Raw genomic sequence first — 21,728 nt, forward strand, 5'->3', positions numbered from 1 at the left:
AGTCCGAAGCCGCCGGCCGGGCCCCGCGAGGCCCGGCCACGGTGCCAGGACGGACCCGGCGCGTCCGCCCGGACGCGCCGGGTCCGTCCCGCGTCGCCGGCCCTGTCGTGCGGGCCCGGTCCGACCGGCGGCGCCGCGGCCCGAACCGGACCAGTCCCACGAGACGCGCCCCAGGCCCCGTCGGAGGGAACCGCCATGCCCAACCGCGCCGCCCCGCCCCGGGACGCCCAAGCGCCGGCACCCGTACCGGCTCCGGCCGCGTACGCCGCGCGCTACGCCCTGGTGCGCTCCACCGTGCTCGCCCGGCCCGCCCAGCCCGCCGCCACGGCGCGCACCCGGGCGCTGCTGCGCGACCTCGCCGCCGCCGAGGCCGCGGCCGAGGCCCTGCGGGCGGACCTCTGCGACGAGCTGTACGCCAGCCGGAGCGGGCACGACGAGGAGTTCCACCGCCGGGTCGTGCTGCCGCTGCGCCGCGACCTGCACAACGGCCGCCCGCCCCGCCAGGCGCTGCTCGACCGGCTCGCCGACCTGCCGCGCCGCGTACCGCGGCTCGCCGAGTGGCTGGAGCTGCGACGGCTGCGGGCCCGACTGCTGGAGACGCTCGCCGACGCCGTCCCGCCCGCCCTCGCCGCCGAACGGGCCGCCCTCGCGGGTATCTGCCGGGAGCCCGCCTTCACCCGGGCCGTCGCCCTCACCAGCGCCGACCTGCTGCGCGCGGTGGCCAACACGGCGGGCGCGAGCGGGCAACCGCGCGGCCGGGCCCGCAAGGAGGAGGCCGCCGTCCTACGGCACGCCCTGCGGGCCACCGCCAAGACCAGCCCGCTGTCCTGGTTCACCGCCGTCGGCTGGGACGGCGAAGGGGCCGAGGACGCGGCGGGCGAGCCCCGCGCGGTCGTCCGGGAGAACCGGGCGCTGGTCACCGCGCTCGTCCAGGCCCTGCTCGAAGACCCCCGCCGCAGCCGTACGCTGCCGCACCGGATGACCAGCTCCGCCAGGGTCGCCGACGGCCGGGCCCGCTACGCCCGGGCCGAGACGCTGTTCGCGGGCGGGCGCTTCCTGGTCACCCGGGAGGAGGAGGTCGAGCTCGCCTCCCGGCCCGAACTGGCCCTGCTCGCCTCGCTCGCGGCCACCCCGGAGCCACCGGACCTCCTCGCCGCCCGGCTCGCCGAGGCCCTCGGGCGCCCGGGCGACGACCCGGCCGCGCACCGCTTCGTGGACCGACTCGTCACGGCCCGGCTGCTGGTGCCCACCGAGCCGGTCGACCCGCAGGACCGGCACCCGCTCCGGAGCCTGGCCGCGTGGCTGCGGCAGTGGCCCGAGGACGCCGAGCTGGCCCACCGGATCGAGCGGCTCGAAGGGGAGAGCGGCGAGTTGGCCGCGGCCCCGGGCGAGCACCGCCCCGCCCTGCTGGCCGCCCTCGCCGAGCGCTGGCGGCGGCTGCTGGCCGACGCCGGACGGCCGGTGCCGCAGGAGGCCGCGCCGCTCAGCGTCCTCAGCGAGGACGTCCACGCGCCGGCCCCGCCCGGTCGGCCCCGGCTGGGCGCTGCCGACCGGGCGGCGCTCGCCGAACTCACCGCGCTCGCCGAGCTCTTCGACCACGGACACCTGATGCGCCGGGCGGCCCGGGACCGCTTCGTCGCCCGCTACGGCGTCGGCGGGGTGTGCGAGGCGCCCTGGGAGTTCGGTGCCGACCTGGCGGACTCCTGGGCGGACACCACACTCCCGGCCGAACTCGCCGTGCTGCGCGAGGAGTTCGCGAACCTGCCGGAGCTGGACGGCGAACTCGTGCTCCCCGCCGGGCAGGTTCGCGCCCTGGCCGCCCGGCTGCCCCGGTGGACCGCGGCCCGGCCGCTCAGCTACTCCTGGTTCCTCCAACGCGACTCCGCGGACGGCTTGTTGTGCGTCAACCACGTCTACGGCGGCTGGGGACGCTTCACCAGCCGCTTCCTCGACGGCCTGGCCCCGCAGGCCGCCGACGAGGTCGCCCGGCAGCTGCGCTCCGGCCTCGGGGCCGGCGCCCGCGCCGCCCAGGTCCGGCCGGTCGGCGGATTCAACGCCAACCTGCACCCGAGGCTGGTCGCCGACGAGATCGGCCCCGACCGGCGGTGGACCGGCCTCGCCGAGTCCGACCTCGACCTCGTGCACGACCCGGCCGACGACCAGCTCCGGCTGCGGCTGCGAGCCACCGGCGAGCTGCTCGACGTCCTCTACCTGGGCTTCCTCGCACCGGTCATGCTGCCCCAACGGCTCGGCCCGCTGCTCAACGACCACCCCAACGGGGTCGTCGACTTCCGGTCGCCGCTGCCGCGCACCACCCTCGCCGCGCCCGGCGGCAGCGTGCTGCGCACCCCGCGGCTGCGCCACCGGCACGTCCTCCTCGCCCGCCGCCGCTGGCTGCTGCCGGCCGGAGTGCTCGACGCGCTGCGGGCCGAACTCGCCGCCGACCCGGGCCCCGACGGGGTCCCGGTCGCGGTCGTCGCCCGCTGGCGGGCCCGGCTCGACCTGCCCGAGCAGCTCTTCCTCCACCCCGCGCCGGCCGCCGCCGACACCCAGGGCACGCCCGGCGACGCCTTCGTGGCCCACCTGCGGGCCCCCAAGCCGCAGCCCGTCGACCTCGGCAACCCGCTGCACCTGCGCCACCTCGCCAAGTGGCTCACCCGGTACCCGCGCGGTGCGGTGCTGGAGGAGGCCCTCCCTGCCGTCGCGGGGCAGGCGGAGCCGACCCGGGCCATGGAGCTCGTGGTCGAGACGTACCGGCCCGGCCGGGAAAGCGCGGAGGAGGCCGGCGCCTTCGACACCGTCCGTACCGCCGGCACCGAGGAGGCGTCCGATGAGTGACCCGGCCGACGGCCGAGGGGCCGAGACCGCCTGGGACGTGGTCCTGTACCACTACCAGCCCGACAAGGCCCGCGCACTGCGCGAAGCCGTCCTGCCGCTGGCCCGGCAGGCGGCGGCCGAGGGCCTGGCCGCCCACGTCGAGCGGCACTGGCGGTTCGGGCCGCACCTGCGGCTGCGGCTGCGCGGCCCGCGGGCGCGGATCGCCGGGGCGGCGCAGCGGGCCGCCGAGACGCTGCGGGCCTGGGCGGCCGCCAACCCGTCCGTGGCCGACCGGACGGACGAGCAGCTGCTCGCCGAGGCCGCCGCCGCCGGACGGGCGGAGCTGGTCGCGCCGCCGTACGCCCCGCTGGTGCCGGACAACACCGTCGTGGCGGCGCCCGTCGACCGGTCCTCCGAAGACGCCCTGCGCGCTCTGATCGGTGCCGAATCCGCCGAACTGCGCGAGGAGTTGCTGCGCAGCGGCCTGCCCGCCCTCGACTCGGCCTGCCGGTTCCTCGGCGCCCACGGCGACACCGCGCAGGCGCGGGTGCAGCTGGTGCTCACGGCGCTCGCGGCCCACGCCACCGCACACCCGGACGGGCTGGTCGGCGCGCACTACTCGGTGCTCTCGCACCTGGAGGACTTCCTCGTCCACGAGGACCCGGACGGCAGCCTGCGGGCCGCCTTCGAGCGCCGCTGGGAGCACAGCGGACGGACGGTCACCGCGCTGGTCGGCCGGATCACCGAGGGTGGTGCGCGCGGCTGGGAGCGGGACTGGGCGCACTGGTCGGCCACCGCCTGGAGCCTGGCCGGGCGGCGGCTGGCGGCCGGCGCCGACCTCGGCGGCCGCCACGCCGAGTACCGGGAGCGCGCCGAGGCCCTCGGCGACCGGGCCACCGCCGAGCGCTGGAACGCCGAACTGCGTACCCGCTACAGCGAGTTCCATCGGCTGCTGCAGCGCACCGATCCCGACGGCAGGATGTGGCACCGGCCCGACTACCTGATCAACCGGGCCGGCACCAACGGCCTGTACCGGCTGCTCGCGATCTGCGACGTCCGCCCGATGGAGCGCTACCTCGCCGCCCACCTGCTGGTGCGCAGCGTGCCCGAGCTGACCGGGCACCGCTGGCAGGCGGTCCTCGGCGCGGCGGCGGAGTCGGGCGCCGAGGAGGAGTCGGGCGCCGCGAGGGTGCCGGGCGCCGCTGGACGCACCGGCCTGGAGGGAGCGGCATGACGGCCGAACCGGACGCCGTCCGGCCCCGCTTGCGCCCCGGGGTGGCGGTGACGCCCCTGCGCGAAGGGCTGCACCTGCGCGGCCGCGACGGCAGCGTCACCCTCGAGGGTAGCCGGGCGCTCCCGGCGCTGTGGCAGGTGCTCGCCGCCCGGCTCGGGCCGCAGGCGGAGGCCCTCGACACGGCCGTCGAGCCGAGGGTGGCCGCCGCGCTGGCCACCGTCACCGAACGGCTGCGCGAGCACGGCCTGCTCGTGGACCACCCGGACGGGGCCCGACTGCCCTCCTGGCCGGGCGCGGTGGCGGACGACCCAGGCGGGGCGGCGGCGGCCCTCGCGGCCGCCCGTCCGGTGGTGGCCGCCGCGGACCCGCACGGCGCGCCGGCCCGTGCGGTGGTGCGCGCCCTGGCGCGGGGCGGGACGGCCGCCCCGACGGTGGTTGCCGAACCCGGGCTGCCCGCCGGCCGGGTGGTGGCCACGGCGGACGGCCCGGCGGGAACGGCGGTGGCGGTCGCGCTGCAGTACGGCGCGGACGGCGGCTTCGTCACCGAGCCCGCCGACCCGGCCCGGGCCCGGACGGACGCCACGGCGCTCGCCGCCCGGATGGGCCTCGACCCCGCTCCGGAGCCGCCGCCCGTGCTCCTCGCGCTGCTCGCCGCCGCCGGCGCCCAGCGGCTGCTCTGCGCCGTCGCGGGCCTGCCGGACCCGGGCGAGCCGGCCGACGATCCGCGGCTGCTCGACGGGCGCCCCACCGTACTGATCGCCGAGGCCCGTCCAGCGCAGGCCGAGCACCACCCGTGGGCGGCGGGCCCCGGGGCCGTCGCCGCTCCACCCGGGAGCCTCGCCGAGGCGCTGCGCCGGGTGAACGCCCTCGGCGACCCCCGGCTGGGCGTACTGGACGCGCCTCTGCCGGGCGACCTGCCGCAGCTGCCCCTGGCCCTGGTCTCCTGCGACACCCCCTCCGGCCCGCTGGCGGCCGGGGCGGTACGGACGGACCTGGCCCGGCTGGCCGCCGCCTGCCGCTCCGCCGAGCTGCACCTGGCGGCGGTGGGCGGGGGAGCCGCGCCGGTGGTCGGCGCCGACCCGGACCACGCCCTCGGCCGGGCCCTGCGCCGGGCCCTCCTCGCCCGGCCGGTTCCGGACGGCCGCGCGGTGCCGGAGTCCGCCTGGCGGGAGCATCCGCAGGCCGGGCACTGGTACGGCGTGCTGGCCCGCCGGCTCGGCCGCGCACCTGATCTGACGGTTCGTCAACTATCCGACGGGCCGGTATACCTGGCTCGGGCCGAGGGGGGCCGTTCGGTCGAGGCCAGTGCCGCCGACGCCGTCGCCCACGCCGCACTGGCCGCCCTCACCCGCCTGCTGGCCCGGGACGCCGGCCTCGCCCCCGCCCACCACACCACCCTGTCCGGCGCCGCCGCCCCGCTCGCCGCCGCCGGCCGGACCCCGGCGGCCTGGACCGGCCTGGGCTCGGCCGATCGCTGGCTCGCCGACATCGCCGACCGGGAAGCGGACCTGCGGGCCGCCCTGGTCCGGCTCACCGGCCCGCACACCACCCGCTGGCAGCCCGCCACCCCCGGGGCCCGCCCGTTCGCCGACGCCCTGGACGGCTGCGGATTCACGGTCCTCGTCGCCGAAGGAGGCCGCCCATGAGTGAGCCGTCCATGAGTGAACTGCCCGCGAGTGCGCCCGCGAGCGAGCCGCCCCTGAGCGAGCCGCCCCTGAGTGAACTGCCCACGAGTGCGCCCGCGAGCGAGCCGCCCCTGAGCGAACCGCCCCTGAGTGAACTGCCGGTCCTCACCCCGGCCGAGGCACTCGACACCACGAGCGGCACCGCCGTCGTCCACCTCACCGAGTGGACCCTCGGCCTGGCCGAGCGGCTCAGCCGGCACGCCCTGGCCCACCACGTCCGCCTGGTGCCGGTGCGCGAGGACGGCGCGCTGACCGTGGTCGGACCGGTGCTCGCCCCCGGCGCGCCGGCCTGCCTGGCCTGCGTCGAGTACCAGCGGCTCGCCAGCGCCGGCGGCCGGGTGCCCTGGCAGAGCCCGGCCCTGGCGCTCGGGGGCACCGGCACCCCGGCCTTCGCGGAGGCCGTGGCCGTGCTCGCCGCGGACCTGGCCGCCGCCCCGTCGCCGCCCGACGGTGCCGTGGTCCACGTGGTGCACGGCGGCCGGGCCACCTGGTCCACCCACCGGGTCCGCCCGGTCGGCGGCTGCGAGGTCTGCCATCCGCTGCCGGCCGACACGGCCGAGGCCGCCCGGCTGCCCGCCACCCCGCGCCCGCTGCCCGACCCGGCGGTGCTGCGCGGGTCCAACGACCGTACGGACGCCGGGCAGTTGCGGGCCGAGCTGTACGACGAGCGGTTCGGCCCGGTCCGCCGGCTGTTCCGCACCGAGGACTCGGCCTTCGCCCTCACCACCGCCTGGGTGACCGACGGCCGGGCGCTCGACGACGGCGGGTACGGTCGCGCCGCGGACTTCCGTTCCAGCGAGCGGATCGCGCTGTTCGAGGCGGTGGAGCGGTACGCGGGCATGCGGCCGCTCGGGCGCCGCACCGTCCTGCGCGCCTCCTACGCCGAACTGGCCCGTGAGCTGGGCCCGGACGCCGTCCTCGACCCGGTCCGGCTCGGCCTGCCCGACGACGCCCATCCGGACCTCCCCGCCCCGGTCGCCGCCCCGTACACCCCCGAGCTGGAACTCGACTGGGTGCACGGCTGGTCGCTCACCCATCGCCGCCCGGTCGCCGTCCCGGAACGCGTCGCCTACTGGGAGGTGCCCGGCCGCGACCGCCCCCGGGTGGTCTACGAGTCCTCCAACGGCTGCGGCCTGGGCAACAGCCCCCAGGAGGCCGCGCTGTACGGTCTGTTCGAGGTCGCCGAGCGCGACGCCTTCCTGATGGCCTGGTACGCCCGCACCCCGCTGCCCGGCATCGCCGTCCCCACCGAGGACCCGCAGATCGCCGAACTCGCCGACCGGGCCGAGCTGTTCGGCTACCGGCTCACCCTGCTCGACGCCACCAACGACCTCGGCGTGCCCGCCGTGATCGCCCTCTGCCGCCACCGCGGCGACCACCTCGAAGCCCCGCGCACCCTCCTGGCCGCCGGAGCCCACCACGACCCCCGGACGGCGATCCGCTCCGCCGTCGCCGAGGTGGTCACCAACGTCCAGGAGGCGCCACACCGCTCCACCGCCCCGGGCGGGCCGCGCGACCCGCGGCGGCTGCGGCCGATGCTGGAACGGCCCGAGCTCGTCGTCTCCCTGGACGACCACGTCGGCCTCAACACCCTGCCCGAGGCCCAGCCCCGCCTGGACTTCCTCTTCGCCGGGCCGCCGCCGGTGCCCTGGACCGAGCGCTGGCCGGGCGCCCCCGAACCGGTCACCGACCTCACCGACCTGCTGGAGCGGACCGTCACCCGGCTGGCGGCAGAGGGCCTGGAGGTCCTCGTGGTCACCCAGGACGAGCCCGGCGCCCGCGACCGGCTCGGCCTGCACTGCGCCAAGGTCGTCGTCCCCGGCACCCTGCCGATGACCTTCGGCCACGCCAACCGTCGCACCCGCGGCCTGCCCCGCCTGCTGGAGGTGCCGCACCGCCTCGGCCGCACCCCCGCGCCCCTGCGCCACGACGAACTCCCGCTCCACCCGCACCCGTTCCCCTAGCCTTCCGGAGAGCATGCGATGACCACCCACGCGCGGCCGGCCACCACCTGGCACAGCCTGCACCTCGCGCTGCCGCTGCCCGCCCGCGAGGCCGACGCCTTCCTCACCGAGGACCTCGCCCCGCTGATGGACGGGCTCGCCGGTACCGAGTGGTTCTTCATCCGCTACGGCGAGGGCGGTCCCCACCTGCGCATCCGCCACCGCGGCCCGGGCCCGGCGCCCGCCGACCTCGCCGCCGAGCTCAGCCGCCTCGCCGGCCGCCGCACCCCGCCCGACGGCCCCTTCGCGGACGGGCACGGCAGCGTGACGGAGGTCCGGTACGAGCCCGAGACCGAACGCTACGGCGGCGCGGCCCTGCTGCCGATCGCCGAAGAGGTGTTCACCCACTCCACCCGCGCCGCCGTCGGTGCCCTGCACACCCTCGGCGAGGACTCCGAGAACCGGCTGCCGCTCGCCCTCGACCTCGCCCACACCACCGCGTACGCCCTCGGCTTCGACGAACTCGGGGCCTCCCGCTGGCTGCGCCGCCACGCCGCCGCCTGGCGGTGGGTCACCGAGTTCCAGCCGCTGCCCGGCGCCGCCGTGCACACCCGGGTCAACACCGTGTTCGCCCGTCAGCGGCGGGCGCTGGCCCGCCGTGCCCAGGAACTGCGCGCCGCACTGGAGGCGGGAACGGCCGCACCCCGGCTGGGGGACTGGGCGGCGCGGGTCGCCGAAGCCGCCGCACGGATGCGGGCGGCCGCGCCCGTCGGGGCCACCGCGCCCGCCGCTCCCGCCGGGGCCGAGGAGCGCCTGGAGTGGATCTGGGCCTCCCAGCTGCACATGCTGTTCAACCGGCTCGGCGTCGGCCCCGACGAGGAACGGGCGGTGTGCCGCCTCGCCGCCCGCACCCTGCTGGAGACCGGACAGCCGTTCACCTTCTTCCCCGCCGACCACCACGCCCCGGACCACCAGTACCTGGAACGCAGCAAGTTCCAGATCGGCCGCGGCGAGGACACCGCCCTGCGCGACCTGCCGCACCCCCCGGCCCCGCGCCCCCGCCCCGACGACCTCCCGCTGCCCGCCGACCCGCTGCCGCCCGTCACCCTCGCCGACGCCCTGCGCACCCGCCACTCCACCCGGGGCCCGCTGACCGGCCCGCTCACCGCCGGCGCCCTCGGCGGACTGCTCTGGTCCGCCTTCACCCCCGAGCCCGGCACCGGCCACCGCCCCTACCCGAGCGCGGGCGCCCTGCACACCGTCCGGCTGCGCCTGCTCGCCCTCGCCGTCGACGGCCTGCCCGCCGGCACCTACCACTGCCTGCCCGAACACCGCAGCCTGCGCCGGGTCGGTCCGGCCCCCGCCCTCGACGACCTCAAGGCCCTCTCCTCCTACCTCTCCCGCCCGGCCGAGGACCCGGACGCCATCGGCATCGACCGGGCCCCCGCCGTCCTCGCCGTCTACCTCGACCTCGCCCACCTGCGCCGCCGCTACGGCCTGCGCGCCCTGCGCCTCGGCCTCCTGGAAGCCGGCCACCTGACCCAGAACCTGCTCCTCACCTCCGCCGCCTTCGGCCTCGGCACCACCCCCCTCGGCGGCCTCCAGGACGACCTCGCCCACGAACTCCTCGGCCTCGACGACCTCGGCGAGCCGATCCAGTACCTCCTCCCGCTGGGCCGCCCGGGGACCGCCGGGGCGAGCGTGGAGTGAGCACCCGCGGCCCGTGACGGACCACGGCGTCACGCACTCGCACGAGGGTGTGGGGCGTCGATCCGAGGCCCCACACCCATCAGGAGCGATCAGGCAGGCCGGTTCACGGCGTCGCGGGCGTGCCCCGAGCCGGCTGCCGGCCGCCGAAGAAGACCTGCACCTCCCGGATCAGCCCGCCCTGGACCGTGATCGCCTCGACGTTGCGGTAGCGGTCCCCCGTGGTCAGCTCGTACTCGTAGTAGGCGAAGACGAGTTCCTCGCCCGCGGGCGTCACCCGCAGCAGCCGCTGCTCCGTGAACCGGTCGGCGGTGGGGAAGCACCGGCGGAAGAAAGCCGCCTTGTCGATGCGGTCGTCCTGGGGGCTGGTGAACGTGAAGTCCTCGGCGTACAGCGGCAGGGCCGCCTCCCGGTCCTGCGAGCGGTAGCAGCGGAACGCCGCCTCGACGACGCTCGCGGGGGTGCCGTTCATGCGATCTCCCTGGTTCGGCTTCAGTCGGCCAGCCCCAGCGGGTCCGGGGCGGGGTCCAGGAGCTGCGGGCCGTTGTTGCGGACGCTGTTGACGGTGGTGGGGACCGCGCGGACGCGCAGGTCGCCGTCGGCGGGGCGGCGCAGCAGGTGGTGGAGTTCGGCGGGGTCGGTGTGGGCGGGGGAGAGCCAGGTGGGGAGGTCGTCGAGGGCGATGGTGAGCGGCATCCGGTCATGGACGCGGCCGGCGGAGTCGGTGGCGTCGGTGGTGATGACGGTGGCGGTGGCCAGCCAGGCGAGCGGGTCGTCCTCGGGGCGGGTGCGGTCGCGCCAGAACTCGTAGAGGCCGGCCATCAGCATCACGCCGCCGGTGCTGAGGAAGTACGGCTGCTTGTACTTCTTCCGGTCGGCGCCGGCGGGGACCTCGCGCCACTCGAAGTAGCCGTCGGCGGGGATGACGCAGCGGCGGGCGGTGAAGGCCTTGCGGAAGGCGGGCTTGGTGTCGACGGTCTCCGAGCGGGCGTTGATCATGCGGGCACCGCCGGACGGGTCCTTGGACCAGGAGGGCACCAATCCCCAGCGCAGTGGGCGCAGTTGGCGCAGCACCTCGCCGGTGTCCCGGTCGACGCGTTCCAGGACGGCCGGCACCGGGTCCGTCGGGGCGACGTTCCAGCTGGGGGCGAAGGTCTCGGCCGGGTCCCAGCGGAGCTCTCCGAGCAGCGAGACGAGGTCCTGGGGCGTGGTGGTGGAGACGAAGCGACCGCACATGCCTCCCAGCCTCCCACGTCGCACGGACGGCAAACGTTCAACGGGGCGCCTGTGCGCCAGGGGTGTGGCCGAAGGCGCGGCGGAACACGTCGATGAAGGCGCTGGCCGAGGCCCAGCCGCAGCGGTGCGCGACGGCGGTGACCGGCAGGCCCTCGGCGAGCAGGACGAGGGCGTGGTGCAGCCGCAGCTGGGTGCGCCACTGGGGGAAGGTCAGGCCGAGGTCGGCGCGGAACAGCCGGGACAGCGTGCGGTCGCTGGCGCCGACGGCGCGGCCGAGTTCGGCCAGGGTGCGGCCGTCGGCCGGGTCGGCATCCAGCAGCGCGCACAGGGCCCGCAGGACCGGTGCGGCGGGGGTGGGCAGGTGCAGGGGCTGCTGGGGGGAGGCCCGGAGCTGGTCGAGCAGGACGGCGCGCAGTCTGGCGCGTTCAGGGGTGTCCCGCTCGGGACTGCGGGTGTGGGCGACGATCAGTTCGCGCAGCAGCGGGCCGACGGCGAGGACGGTCGGGCGGTCGAGGCCGAGCGGGTTGTCGGCGGCGGGCAGGCCGACCAGGTGGAGTTCGAGTTCGCCGTGGGCCTGGTGGGCGTGGACGGTGCCGGCCGGGATCCAGAGCGCGCGGTTGCCGGGGGCGACCCAGGAGCCGGCGTCGGTGGTGATGCTCAGCACGCCGCGGGCGGCGTAGGCGATCTGGTGGTCGTCGTGCCGGTGCGCGTCGATGGCGCCGCCGGAGGGCAGCAGGCGGGCCTCGGTCGACGCGACGGGAGTGTGGCGGATTCTCGGCATCGGATGGCAGGTTATCGGAAGTCCGACAGCGGGTGCGGGCCCGAGGCTGGCGGCATGCCGATGAACTCCGACCGTAGGTCGATCCTGGGGCGGCAACCTGGGCTTCGCGGCCGCGCCGCTGCTGGTCGCCGCCGTGGTCGGGACGGGCGGCCTGCGGCTGACCCCGCTGCTGGCCCTGCCCGCGCTCGCGGGCGCCGCGCTCTGCCTGCCGGTGCTGCGCGAGCTGGAGCGGCGCCGGGCGGCCGGGGCGGAGCGGCCACCGGCGCCGGCCAGCGACGACCGGGTGGCCTTCCTGAAGCTGTCGCTCGCGGTGGTCTGCCGCTCGATCGCCTTCGTCGGGCTGAGCACCTTCCTCTCCCTGTTCACCACCCAGCGCCTCGGCGGCGGTCCGGCGGCGGGCACCGCGGCGCTGGTGGTGCTGTACGCGGGCGGCGCGGTGGGCTCGGTGCTGGGCGGCGCGCTGGCGGACCGGTGGGGGCGGGTCGCGGTGTCCCGCTGGTCGTACCTGGTGGCGGCGGTCGCGGTGGCCGGGCTGCTGCTGGTGCCGGGCCCGGTGCTGTACCTGTTCGTGGCGCTGACCTCGGCGGGGCTGTACGTGCCGTTCTCGTTGCAGGTCACCCTCGGGCAGGACTACCTGCCGTCGCGGATCGGCACGGCGAGCGGGATCACCCTCGGGCTGACGGTCAGCATCGGCGGCCTGGCGAGCCCGGCGATCGGCGGCCTCGCGGACGCGACCTCGCTGCGCACGGCACTGCTGCCGCTGGTGCTGATGCCGGTGCTGAGCTGGGCGCTGTTCCGGACGCTCCCGGAGCCGGCGCTGCCGGAGCCGGTGAGGCCGGGGCCTGCCGGCGACGATGCGGCGGCGACGCGGGTGGCACCGGTCAGGAAGTGACCGCCGCGACCACCTCCGCGTAGGCGTCGAACAGCCGGGGCGCGCCCGGTCGTGGGTCGGCGAGCAGCAGGGTCCAGCAGCGGGCGACCAGTGCGCGCGCCTCGGCGCCGGGCCAGGGCTGTGGCAGCAGTTCGGGTGGCAGCAGCGGGTCGGGCTCGGTGGCCTCGGTGAAGACGGCGGCCAACTCGACGGCCACGGTCAGCAGTTCGGTGTCCGACAGGCCGCCCGCGGCGAGCCGGGCGAACTGCTCGGCGGCGAAGGCCGCCAGGCGCCGATGGCCCTCGGCGAGTTCGTCCAGCGGCCACCAGCGGCGGGCGAGTTCCCGGGGGTCCGCGGTCTCGCCGGTGTGCAGGTCGCGGGTGCCGAGCAGGGTGAGGTTGCCGAGGACGCCCAGGGCGCCGGCCGCCTCCCGGACGTCCGGCTCCCAGGGGTGCGGCGAGACGTAGAGCCCGTTCTGCACGGGGGCGCCGCCGAGCCGGAGCAGGGTCTCGCGCAGGGCGTCGCGGGCGGTGCGCTCGCGTTCGGGGACGGCGAATCCGGCCAGGTGCCAGACGCCGTCCCAGGGGGCCTCGCCCCGGTCCTGGGCGTACATCAGGGCGAGGTACCCGACGTCCGGTTCGATCTCCCGCCGGGTCGCGGCGGTGGCGCGCAGCAGCGCCCGGCGGCCGCGGCCCTCCTGGACGAAGCGGCCGTCGGCGGTGAGGCGTTTGATGGTGAGCCGGACCTGCTGGTCGCTCATGCCGAGCCGGCCGGCCACGGCGTAGAGGTCGCCGCAGTCGACCGTTCCGTCGGCGCGGACCATCGCGTCCACCAGCACCCGGGTGGGGATCTCCTGCATGACGATCATCCTAGTGCGTTCATATCTGCTACGGTCGTTTTTGAAACGATCGATTGAAGGATGAACGCTATGGAGAAGCCGAAGACGGCGAAGACGGCGAAGACGCCGAGGGCGCGGGGAAAGCACCGCCGGCTCTGGGGATCGCTGCTGGCCGTGGCCGTGCTGCTGGCCGGCGCGGGCGGCTGGGTGGTCTACCAGAACGAGTACGACCTCACCGAGGAGCGGGTCACCGTCACCGGCGGCAAGCAGCCGCTCCAGGGCGTGCTGGCCCGCCCGACCGGCGGCCACGGACCGTACGGACTGGTGGTCTTCGTCCACGGCGACGGACCCGTGGACGCCACCCACGACACCTTCTACCGGCCGCTCTGGGAGGCCATGGCCAAGGCCGGCTACGCGACGCTGTCCTGGGACAAGCCCGGCGTCCACGACGCCCCCGGCAACTGGCTGGACCAGAGCCTCCAGGACCGCGCCGACGAGACCCTCGCCGCGATCCGCTGGGCCAAGGCGCAGCCCGGCATCGACCCGGACCGGATCGGGCTCTGGGGCGCCAGCCAGGCCGGCTGGGTGATGCCCAAGGCCGCCCGGCAGTCCCCGGACGTCAAGTTCGTGATCGCCGTCGGCCCCGCCGTCAACTGGCTCCGGCAGGGCCGCTACAACCTGCTCGCCGAGCTCAGGGAACGGCACGCCTCGCCCGAGGAGACCGCCGCCGCCGTCGCCCGCAGCGACCGCAACCTCGCCGCCCTGCGGTCCGCCGGGACCTTCGAGCAGTACCGGGCCGCCGGCGGCGACATCGAAGGGCTGACCCCCGAGCGCTGGGCGTTCAACAAGCGCAACCACCTCGCCGACGCCACCGAGGACCTCGCCGCCCTGCGGGTGCCCGTGCAGCTCGTCCTCGGCGGCCGGGACCTCAACGTCGACAGCGACGACACCGAGGCCGGCTACCGCCGCCTCGTCACCACCCCGGGCCTGCTCCGGGTCCTGCGCTTCCCGGACGCCACCCACAACCTCGTGCCCAAGGACGTCGAGGACTCCGAACTGCGCAGCACCTTCCTCGCCGTCGCCGCCCCGCGCTCGCTGTTCGCCCCCGGCTACCTCGACGGCATGCGGAACTTCCTGACCTCGCTCGACCACCGGAAGGGCTGACCCACGATGAGACTGCTCGCCCTCGGCGGAGCCGGCGCGATGGGCCGGGTCGCCGCCCGGGTCGCGGCCGCCCTGCCCGGCGTCCACGAACTGGTGATCGCCGACCGCGACCTCGACGCCGCCCGCCGCGCCGCCGCCGCACTCGCCGTCGGCGCACCGGTGCCCGTCCGCGCGAGCCGGGTCGACGTCACGGACGGCCCACGGCTGCGTGCCGCCCTCGCGGACGCCGACGCCGTGCTGAACACCGTCGGCCCGTACTACCGCTACGGCCTCGACGTCCTGCGCGCCGCGATCCGCACCGGCACCCACTACCTGGACATCTGCGACGACTGGGAACCCACCGTCGCGATGCTGGAACTGGACGAGGAGGCCCGCGCCGCCGGAGTGCGCGCGGTGCTCGGCATGGGCGCCAGCCCCGGCGTCAGCAACCTGCTCGCGGCCCGGGCCGCCGCCCGCCTCGACACCCTGACCGACGTGTACACCGCCTGGCCGGTGGACGTCGGCGACCAGCCGGGTGCCTCCCGGCCCGCGAGCTCCGAGCCCGCGCCCTCGTCGGCCGACAGCTCGCCGACCGACAGCCCGCCGGCCGACACCTCGCCGCGTGACGCCAACGGCGAGATCTCCGCCGCCGCCGTGCACTGGATGCAGCAGATCAGCGGCACCGTCGCGGCGGTCGAGGGCGGCCGGCTGGTCCGCCGGCCCCCGCTGCGCCCAGTCACCCTCGACCTGCCCGGCGGCCACCGCGGCACCGCCTACACCGTCGGCCACCCGGAGCCCGTCACCCTGCACCGCAGCCTGCGGCCCGGCGGCGACGCGGCCAACCTGATGGTGGTGACCGTCGGCACCGCCGCCTACCTGGACGTGCTGCGCGACGACCTCGACGCCGGACGGCTGACCAACGAGACCGCCGCCGCCGACCTCGACCGCCCCACCGTGCGCCGTACCCTGCGCGCGGCCGTCCGCGCCCCCCGGCTGCGGGGCCCGGGCACCCTCCCGCCGTTCTTCGCCGCCGCCACCGGAACGCGGGACGGCCGCCCGGCCGTGGCGCTCGCCCGGCTGACCGGCGCGGAGCGGTTCCTGGCGGACATGGCGGAAGCCACCGGCGTCCCGGCGGGGCTGGGGCTGGCACAGCTGCTGGACGGCACGGTGCGGCCGGCCGGGGTGCACCCGCCGGAGGCGGTGATCGACGCGGATCGGTTCTTCGCCGACCTGGCGCGGCAGTGCCCGGGGGTGGCGGTGGTGGAGGACCTGTAGGCCGGGAGCCGACTGCCGCGCCCACAGGTCGTGCAGGTCGGGGACTCATTCGCCGCGCGGCTCGTTCTCCGTCCACGGGCGCAGCTTCTCCGGGTTGCGGACCGCCCAGATGCGGGTGATCCGGCCGTCCGCCAGCTCGAACGCCGCCACCGTCGCGGTGCGCCCGCCGTGCTGGGCGACCAGGCCGGGGCGGCCGTTGACGGTCCGTTCGAGGAGCGTGAGCCCGGGGCCGGCCCTGTCGGCGAAGTGGATCAGGTACTGGGCGATCCGCTCGCCGCCCCGGACCGGGCGGAGGGCGGCGCCGGCCACTCCGCCGCCGTCGGCCGTCATCGTGGCGTCGGGGGCGAGCAGGGCGACCAGGGCCGCGATGTCCCGGGCCTCCCAGGCCTCCTTGAAGTGCCGCACCAGACCCGCCTGCGTACCCGTCGGCGCCGTCGGGGCCTGCGCGGCCCTGATCCGGCGGCGGGCGGAGGTGGCCAGCTGCCGGCAGGCCGCGGGGGTCCGGCCGACGATCTCGGCGACCTCGGGGAAGGGGTAGCGGAAGACGTCGTGGAGGACGAACGCCACCCGCTCGGCCGGGGTCATCGCCTCCAGCACGACCAGGAAGGCCATGGTCACCGACTCGTCCAGGGTCACCCAGTCCGCGGGATCGGCCGGTTCGCCGCGCCCGCCGGCCGGTCCGCCGATCCACTCGCCGCGGTCGGGCAGCGGCTCGGGGATCCACTCGCCCACGTAGCGCTCCCGGCGGGCCCGCGCCGATCCGAGCAGGTCCAGGCAGACCCGGGTGGCCACCGTGGTCAGCCAGGCGCCCGGCGAGGCGATGGCCTCCTGCTGTCGCGGGGACAGCGCGTACCAGCGGGCGTACGTCTCCTGCACCGCGTCCTCGGCCTCGGCCAGCGAACCGAGCAGCCGGTAGGCGAGGTTGATCAGCTGCCGCCGCTCGCCGACGATCACGCTCAGCTCCGGTACGGACCGCCGCTGCCCCGGCTCGGGTGGGGTGTTCATGGTCGGGGCCACTCCCTGCTTCGTCCGCGGGCCTCACACTTCGCCGACCTGTGTCGTCGGATTAGCGGGACACTATCGATCAGCTGCCGCGAGGCAGAAGAGGGGAGCGCATCATGGCCATCGGGATGACGGCGGGGACGGCGACGGACACGGCGGCGGACACGACAGCGGGGCAGCGCACCCACACCTTCCTGCGGGTCTCCGTCGCGCTCCAGACCGCGACCGTCCTCCTCCAGGCGGTCTCGGCCGGCCTGCTGCTCTCCACCTCCTACGGCGAGCAGCTGCACGGCATCGGCGCGCGGGTGATGTACGGGGCCTCGATGCTGTACGTGCTCGCCGCCGTCCTGGCCTGGCGGCCGGGCGGCGGCTCGCCCCGCCCGATCCTGTACGCGTCGGGCTTCCTGGTGCTGGCCTCGGCGCAGGTCGTCCTGGGGATCGCGCACGTGCCGTCGGTCCACGTCCCGCTGGGCGTGCTCATCTTCGGCCTGAGCGTGGCGGTGCTGGTCCGGATGCCGGCCGCCCGCTCGGTGCGGCGGGCGGCCGGCCCGGGGCTTCCTGATTCGGTCGGACCCCGAGCCGACTGATTCGGGCGGACCCGGGGCCTCCTGACGCGGTCGGCGCCCCGGGTCCTCCTGTCGCGGTCGGCTCAGGAGCCGAGGGTCCAGCTCTGGCCGGTGGCCGGGCGGGTGGTGACGGGGGTTCCGGCGGTGCCGGCGCCCGCGTCGAGGGCGAGCCCGGTGGCGACGTTGGTGACGGTGACGGTGCCGGGGGTCGAGCCCTGGATCAGCTTCCACTCCTGCCAGGGGTTGCCGGGTGCCAGGTCGAGCAGGTAGGCGCTGTAGCCGGCCGAGTTCCCGGCGGAGAGCACGGTGTGCCGGTGGGTGCCGGTGGCGCAGTTGTCGCTGATCCGCACGGTGCCGTCGGGGTTGCCGGTGAAGGTCCACTGCTGGGCCGGGTCACCGGGGCGCACGGGCTCCAGGTCGGTGATCGAGCCGATCGGCGCGGTGCAGGAGCCGAGCAGCGACAGGGCGAGGCCACCGCTGGTCAGCGTGTGGTACTTCCCGTCGTCGACGACGCCCGAGCCGCCCGCCGCCTTCGGGGTGAGCCGGTAGAGGGCCGCGCCGTGGGCCGGGAGCGGGGCGCCGAGCGATCCGGTGACGGTCGAACTCGCGCCCGTCCACAGCTCCTTGGCCTGGTAGCCGGAGCCGCCGAGGCCGAGCTCGGTGAGGCTGGTGGTGACGGTGCGCCCGGCCGACGGGTCCTGGTTGACCAGCAGCACGGCGGTGTCGCCGTTGGCGAGCTGCCGCTTGAGGACCACCGGCGCGCGCCCGTCGGCCGGCTGGGCGCCGACCAGGGTGGCGGGCTTGGCGAGGCTGTCCTGGTCGATCGCGATCACCTCGCGGTTCTTCAGGATCGCCAGGCTCGCGTCGTTGATCCCGGTGGACCAGGTGTAGCCGCCGTCACTGTGCTGGGACTGCGCGGCGGTGCGCAGGTCGGCGCCGGAGATCAGCGGCGCGGCGAGCATGGCGAGGATCGAGGTCTCGGTGCGGGACTCGTCGTCGGTGAAGGGCTTGTGGCAGACGCAGGTGTCGGTGGTGCCCCACAGGCCGTAGACGTCCTGCCAGCCGGTGAACATCATGTCGAGGTCGTTCCAGCTGCCCGGGCGGACGTTGCCCGGGTACTCCAGCGCGGTGCGCAACTGCCCGTTCCAGAGCACCCCGTCGAGCTCGCTGTTCCGGTCGCCGCCGATCCGGCAGAGGTTGGCCACCTGGCCGCACCAGATGCCGGTGGGCGCGTAGCCGGGGGCGTGGAAGGGGGCGGTGCCGGCGGCCTGGACCACCGGGTCGGTGCGGGCCGGGTCGTCGGCGGCGAGCAGGTACGGCAGCCCGGTGTGGACGGGCTGGGCGGAGACGCTGAGGGTGACCTTGGGCCGGCCCTGGGCGGCGGAGGCGGCGTCCAGGGCGCGCTGGAAGGTCTGCACCCGGGCGTAGATCGAGCGGGTCAGCTCCTTGCCGACGCCCTGGGTGTAGTAGTTGTGCCCGTCCGGGCCGGTGATCGCCGGGCCGTACGGGCAGTCGTCGTACTTGACGAAGTCGACGCCCCAGGAGACGAAGTCGGCCGCGTCGGTGGACTCGTGGCCGAGGCTGCCGGGGTGCATCTGGCAGGTGAGGTAGGTGTCGGTGGCGTAGAGGCCGAACTTCATGCCCTTGCTGTGGGCGTAGTCGGCGAGGTACGCGATGCCGTTGACGGTCTGTCCGTTCCAGGACCGGGACGGGAAGTGGTCGGGGCGCGGGATCAGGTGGCCGGAGGTGGGGTCGTTGCCGGTGCCGTCGGTGCCGGAGACGGGCTTGCCCTGGTTGTCGTAGAGCTGCATCGCGCCTTCGGGGGTGCGCACGATGTCGGTGCTCTGGCCGTCGCGGTGCCAGAGCGACCAGCCGTCGTCGATGGTGACGGTGTCGTACCCGGCGGCCACCAGGCCGTTGGCGGCCATGAAGTCGATGGTCTGGACGACCTGCTCCTGGGTGACCTCGGTGCCGAGGGAGTTCCAGGAGTTCCAGCCCATGGGCGGGGTCAGGGCGTTGCCGTTGCCGAGCGCGGCGGCCGGGGCGGCCGTGCCGAGGCCGACGGCTCCCAGGCCGGCGGTGGCGAGGGCGAGGGACAGCAGGGATGCCGCGAGACGGCGGCGGGTTCGGCGCATGTGCGCACTCCTGAGGATGTGGGGTGACCGGGTCGTCAGGGAAGCTCTCAGGGGGAGAGGGGATCGCGGCCGGCCGGGTGGGGCCGGCCGGCCGCGGGTGGGGCGGTGTGGGGGTCAGTCGGTGACGGTCGCGGTCGCGGAGCGGCCGGGGGCGAGGGTCACGGTGGTGACGGTGTAGGTCGCGCCGTCGACGGTGGCGGTGCGGGCCTCGCGCGGCGCGCCGTCGACGGTGACGCGGGCGTGCCGCCCGGGGAAGCGGGCCTCCCAGGTGAGCGGCTCGGTACCGGTGTTGGTGACGGTGCTGCGCTGCGCGCCGTCGTGGCGGACGGTCACCGTGCCGCCGCCCACCGGGATGCCCGCGACCTGGAGCCAGCCCATCGAGGCGGGCAGCTGCGGGGCGGTGGCGAGCGCGTGGCCGGCGGCGTCAGGGGTGACACCGAGCAGGCCCTGGACGGTCTGGGAGAGCAGGGTGAACGGGACCTCGGGGTAGTCGCCGTTGAGCATCGCGCCGCTCACGTGCGGTTCGCCGGTGCTCTCGTAGATGTGCCGCATCCACTTCCAGGCGGTGGTGCCGTCGTGGTTGGCGAAGAAGGCGTCCGGCAGGTAGGTGTAGGCCTCCAGGTTGGCCGAGCGCTCCGGGCCGGAGTCGGCGGCGTCGATGGCGGCGAGGTGGCCGTCCCGGCGCGGGCCCGGGTCGAGCAGCTGCTTGACGGGCATCAGCACGCTCGCCTCGTAGCCCCACCCGGTGATCGCCTTGCCGGTGGTGTCGTAGCCGTGCACGACCTCGCCGGGCTGCGAACCGTCCACGCTCCAGGTGGAGTTGACGTACGTGCGCAGCCGCTCGGCGGCCTTGCGGTGGTCGGTGGCGGAGGCGGCGTCGCCCCGGGCGTCGGCCAGCGTGGCGGCGGCCAGGTAGGCCTGGTACTGGGCGCCGACCGCGTCGCCGGCCTCGGCGTAGGTGCGGGTGGCGTTCTCGGCGTAGCTGGCGGTGCCGGCGAAGATGCTGCGACTGGTGGCCTGCGGGATCGGCACCCCGCCGTTGTCGACCGGGCCGGGGCGGGCGGCGATGAACGGGCCGAGGGTGTTGCGGACGTACCGGCCGAGGCTCGGGTCCTGGGCGTAGTCCCGGTCGCCGGTCCAGCGGAAGGCCTCGCCGGCCTGCTGGACGAGTTCGAACGGTGCCGGCAGCTCGCGGACGAAGCGGTCCGGGCCGCGGTAGTCGATGGCGGCGTAGCTGCGGGCGTCGAAGTTGAGCGCCCAGACCGGGTAGAGCCGGTTGACCTCGGTGGCGGAGGCGGCGAAACCGCGCAGCATGGTCTTGTTCTCGGCGTCCAGCCCGAGCAGGTGGGCGCCGACCAGCTGGTGGGCGAAGTCCCGGCTGTAGAAGGCGGATCGGAACGGGTAGCCGGCCCAGTACGAGGCGTCGTAGGTGGTGGTGCCGGTGCCGGCCGGGTGGTTCTCGTCCTGGTCCAGCACGCCGGTGGCGCCGGGCTGCTGGACCCAGCTGTTGGCCTTGGTCTTGGCCCAGTCGAAGAGCGCGACGACCTCGGGGTCGGAGGAGCTGATCACCGGGTCGTTGGGGGCGGACGGGGCGACGGCGGCGTCGTCCACGTTGACCCAGCCCGTCGGGGAGGAGCCGATGGTGAGGGTCAGCCGGTCACCGGGGGCGACCGGCACCCGGGGGAGGGTGTACTTCGCGTAAGTGGACTGCTCGGGCAGCGGCTGGGAGCGCACCACGGCGCCGTTGACGCTCACCGAGAGGACGCCGCCGGCGCCGCCCGTCGCGATCCAGGCGGAGAGGTCGTAGCTGCCCGCGGTGACGGCGGTGACCTGCTGGCTCACCGCGTAGCCGGCTCCGGCGTCGAGGTAGGCGAGCCGGCCGCCGCCGTGCGGGTTGTTGCCGGCGGTGCCGGTGTGGGCGGTGAACGTCCAGCCGGCGGAGCCCTGCTCGAAGCCGGGGTCGGCGAGGACCAGCGGCTCGGTGCGGGTGAGCGTCCAGCGGTGGGCGGGGCGGTTGTCGCAGTGGTGGCCCACCGGCGCCGGGTCGGCGGTCAGGCAGGCGCCGGTGCCGCGGACGGTGAGGGTGAAGGTGCCCTGCGGCGCGCGGGCGACGCTGAAGCGCTCGGCCTCGGGGGAGGAGCCGCAGTCGGCGGTGGCGGGGTGGCCGCCCGGGCCGCCGAGGGTCAGGCAGCGGCCGCTGGCGGCGTTGACCAGCAGGTAGTCGTCGCCGCTGCGGCGCAGCTGCCAGCGCTGGCTGAGCAGCCGCCCGCAGGCCGCGCCGACCACCGGGGTGCCGGGGGCGGGTTGGGCGTACTGGGGGCCGAGGCAGGAGCCGTCGAGCGCCGAGCCGAGCAGGTAGCTCCCGCCGTCGACGAGGGGTGCTCCGGCGGCTGCGGGAGCCGGGGCGGCACCGAGGGCCTGGGCGGTGAGGACGGCCAGGAGGGCGAGACCGGTGGGCAAGGCGCGGGGGCGGGGCGGCATGGCGGAGCTACCTC

General features: G+C 76.3%; 15 protein-coding genes and 1 pseudogene. 9 read left to right on the forward strand and 7 right to left on the reverse strand.

Going from position 1 to position 21,728, the window contains the following annotated elements:
• Nucleotides 1-195: 195 nt before the first annotated feature.
• The 5 genes from ACFWP2_RS15170 to ACFWP2_RS15190 are packed head-to-tail and all read left to right on the forward strand — an operon-like array spanning nucleotide 196 to nucleotide 9,389.
• The gene (locus ACFWP2_RS15170; RefSeq protein WP_380451078.1) at nucleotides 196-2,838 is read left to right on the forward strand and encodes a lantibiotic dehydratase; all 2,643 of its coding nucleotides are present in this window, start codon (nucleotides 196-198) and stop codon (nucleotides 2,836-2,838) included.
• Nucleotides 2,831-4,051, forward strand: a complete 1,221-nt coding sequence (locus ACFWP2_RS15175) for a hypothetical protein (protein ID WP_380451080.1) — start codon at nucleotides 2,831-2,833, stop codon at nucleotides 4,049-4,051. The genes ACFWP2_RS15170 and ACFWP2_RS15175 overlap by 8 nt, the downstream gene beginning before the upstream one ends.
• The gene (locus tag ACFWP2_RS15180) at nucleotides 4,048-5,697 is read left to right on the forward strand and encodes a hypothetical protein (protein ID WP_380451082.1); all 1,650 of its coding nucleotides are present in this window, start codon (nucleotides 4,048-4,050) and stop codon (nucleotides 5,695-5,697) included. The genes ACFWP2_RS15175 and ACFWP2_RS15180 overlap by 4 nt, the downstream gene beginning before the upstream one ends.
• Complete coding sequence (locus tag ACFWP2_RS15185; RefSeq protein ID WP_380451085.1) at nucleotides 5,694-7,700, forward strand: TOMM precursor leader peptide-binding protein; 2,007 nt, start codon at nucleotides 5,694-5,696, stop codon at nucleotides 7,698-7,700. The genes ACFWP2_RS15180 and ACFWP2_RS15185 overlap by 4 nt, the downstream gene beginning before the upstream one ends.
• An 18-nt stretch (nucleotides 7,701-7,718) precedes the next feature.
• Nucleotides 7,719-9,389 (forward strand): thiopeptide-type bacteriocin biosynthesis protein, encoded by a 1,671-nt coding sequence (locus ACFWP2_RS15190; RefSeq protein WP_380451087.1) that lies wholly within the window; start codon nucleotides 7,719-7,721, stop codon nucleotides 9,387-9,389.
• A 103-nt stretch (nucleotides 9,390-9,492) separates the two neighbouring features.
• On the opposite strand, the gene ACFWP2_RS15195 is transcribed toward ACFWP2_RS15190, so the two are convergent.
• From ACFWP2_RS15195 to ACFWP2_RS15205, 3 genes are read right to left on the reverse strand one after another with little or no spacing between them, the layout of a single operon-like run.
• Nucleotides 9,493-9,858 (reverse strand): nuclear transport factor 2 family protein, encoded by a 366-nt coding sequence (locus ACFWP2_RS15195; RefSeq protein ID WP_380451089.1) that lies wholly within the window; start codon nucleotides 9,856-9,858, stop codon nucleotides 9,493-9,495.
• Nucleotides 9,859-9,878: 20 nt separating this feature from the next.
• Nucleotides 9,879-10,622: an SOS response-associated peptidase gene (locus tag ACFWP2_RS15200; protein ID WP_380451091.1), complete on the reverse strand. Its 744-nt coding sequence runs from the start codon at nucleotides 10,620-10,622 to the stop codon at nucleotides 9,879-9,881.
• A gap of 37 nt (nucleotides 10,623-10,659) precedes the next feature.
• On the reverse strand, nucleotides 10,660-11,403 hold the full coding sequence (locus ACFWP2_RS15205; protein ID WP_380451093.1) for an AraC family transcriptional regulator: 744 nt from the start codon (nucleotides 11,401-11,403) through the stop codon (nucleotides 10,660-10,662).
• 82 nt (nucleotides 11,404-11,485) lie between these two features.
• Here ACFWP2_RS15205 and ACFWP2_RS15210 point away from each other — a divergent pair.
• Nucleotides 11,486-12,295 (forward strand): annotated as a pseudogene (locus ACFWP2_RS15210) (MFS transporter); the annotation flags it as partial.
• Here the strand turns inward: ACFWP2_RS15210 and ACFWP2_RS15215 are convergent.
• Entirely contained in the window at nucleotides 12,285-13,133 is an 849-nt protein-coding gene (locus ACFWP2_RS15215) for a PaaX family transcriptional regulator C-terminal domain-containing protein (RefSeq protein WP_380451095.1), read from the reverse strand. The pseudogene ACFWP2_RS15210 and the gene ACFWP2_RS15215 sit on opposite strands and share 11 nt — an antisense overlap.
• A 69-nt stretch (nucleotides 13,134-13,202) precedes the next feature.
• On the opposite strand from ACFWP2_RS15215, the gene ACFWP2_RS15220 reads away from it, so the two are divergent.
• The gene (locus tag ACFWP2_RS15220; RefSeq protein WP_380451097.1) at nucleotides 13,203-14,276 is read left to right on the forward strand and encodes an alpha/beta hydrolase family protein; all 1,074 of its coding nucleotides are present in this window, start codon (nucleotides 13,203-13,205) and stop codon (nucleotides 14,274-14,276) included.
• Nucleotides 14,277-14,282: 6 nt separating this feature from the next.
• Complete coding sequence (locus ACFWP2_RS15225) at nucleotides 14,283-15,530, forward strand: saccharopine dehydrogenase family protein (protein WP_380451099.1); 1,248 nt, start codon at nucleotides 14,283-14,285, stop codon at nucleotides 15,528-15,530.
• Between the two features lie 45 nt (nucleotides 15,531-15,575).
• Here the strand turns inward: ACFWP2_RS15225 and sigJ are convergent, their stop codons facing one another.
• A complete protein-coding gene (gene sigJ, locus ACFWP2_RS15230; protein WP_380451101.1) occupies nucleotides 15,576-16,535 on the reverse strand; it encodes an RNA polymerase sigma factor SigJ in 960 nt (319 codons plus the stop codon).
• Nucleotides 16,536-16,660: 125 nt separating this feature from the next.
• On the opposite strand from sigJ, the gene ACFWP2_RS15235 reads away from it, so the two are divergent.
• Nucleotides 16,661-17,119, forward strand: a complete 459-nt coding sequence (locus ACFWP2_RS15235; protein WP_380451183.1) for a hypothetical protein — start codon at nucleotides 16,661-16,663, stop codon at nucleotides 17,117-17,119.
• A gap of 62 nt (nucleotides 17,120-17,181) precedes the next feature.
• Here the strand turns inward: ACFWP2_RS15235 and ACFWP2_RS15240 are convergent, their stop codons facing one another.
• Both ACFWP2_RS15240 and ACFWP2_RS15245 read right to left on the reverse strand, forming a co-directional pair.
• Nucleotides 17,182-19,233 (reverse strand): alpha-galactosidase, encoded by a 2,052-nt coding sequence (locus tag ACFWP2_RS15240; protein ID WP_380451103.1) that lies wholly within the window; start codon nucleotides 19,231-19,233, stop codon nucleotides 17,182-17,184.
• A 114-nt stretch (nucleotides 19,234-19,347) separates the two neighbouring features.
• On the reverse strand, nucleotides 19,348-21,714 hold the full coding sequence (locus ACFWP2_RS15245) for an RICIN domain-containing protein (protein ID WP_380451105.1): 2,367 nt from the start codon (nucleotides 21,712-21,714) through the stop codon (nucleotides 19,348-19,350).
• Nucleotides 21,715-21,728: the final 14 nt, after the last annotated feature.

The sequence above is a fragment of the Kitasatospora sp. NPDC058444 genome, assembly GCF_042721415.1.
Lineage (GTDB): Bacteria > Actinomycetota > Actinomycetes > Streptomycetales > Streptomycetaceae > Kitasatospora.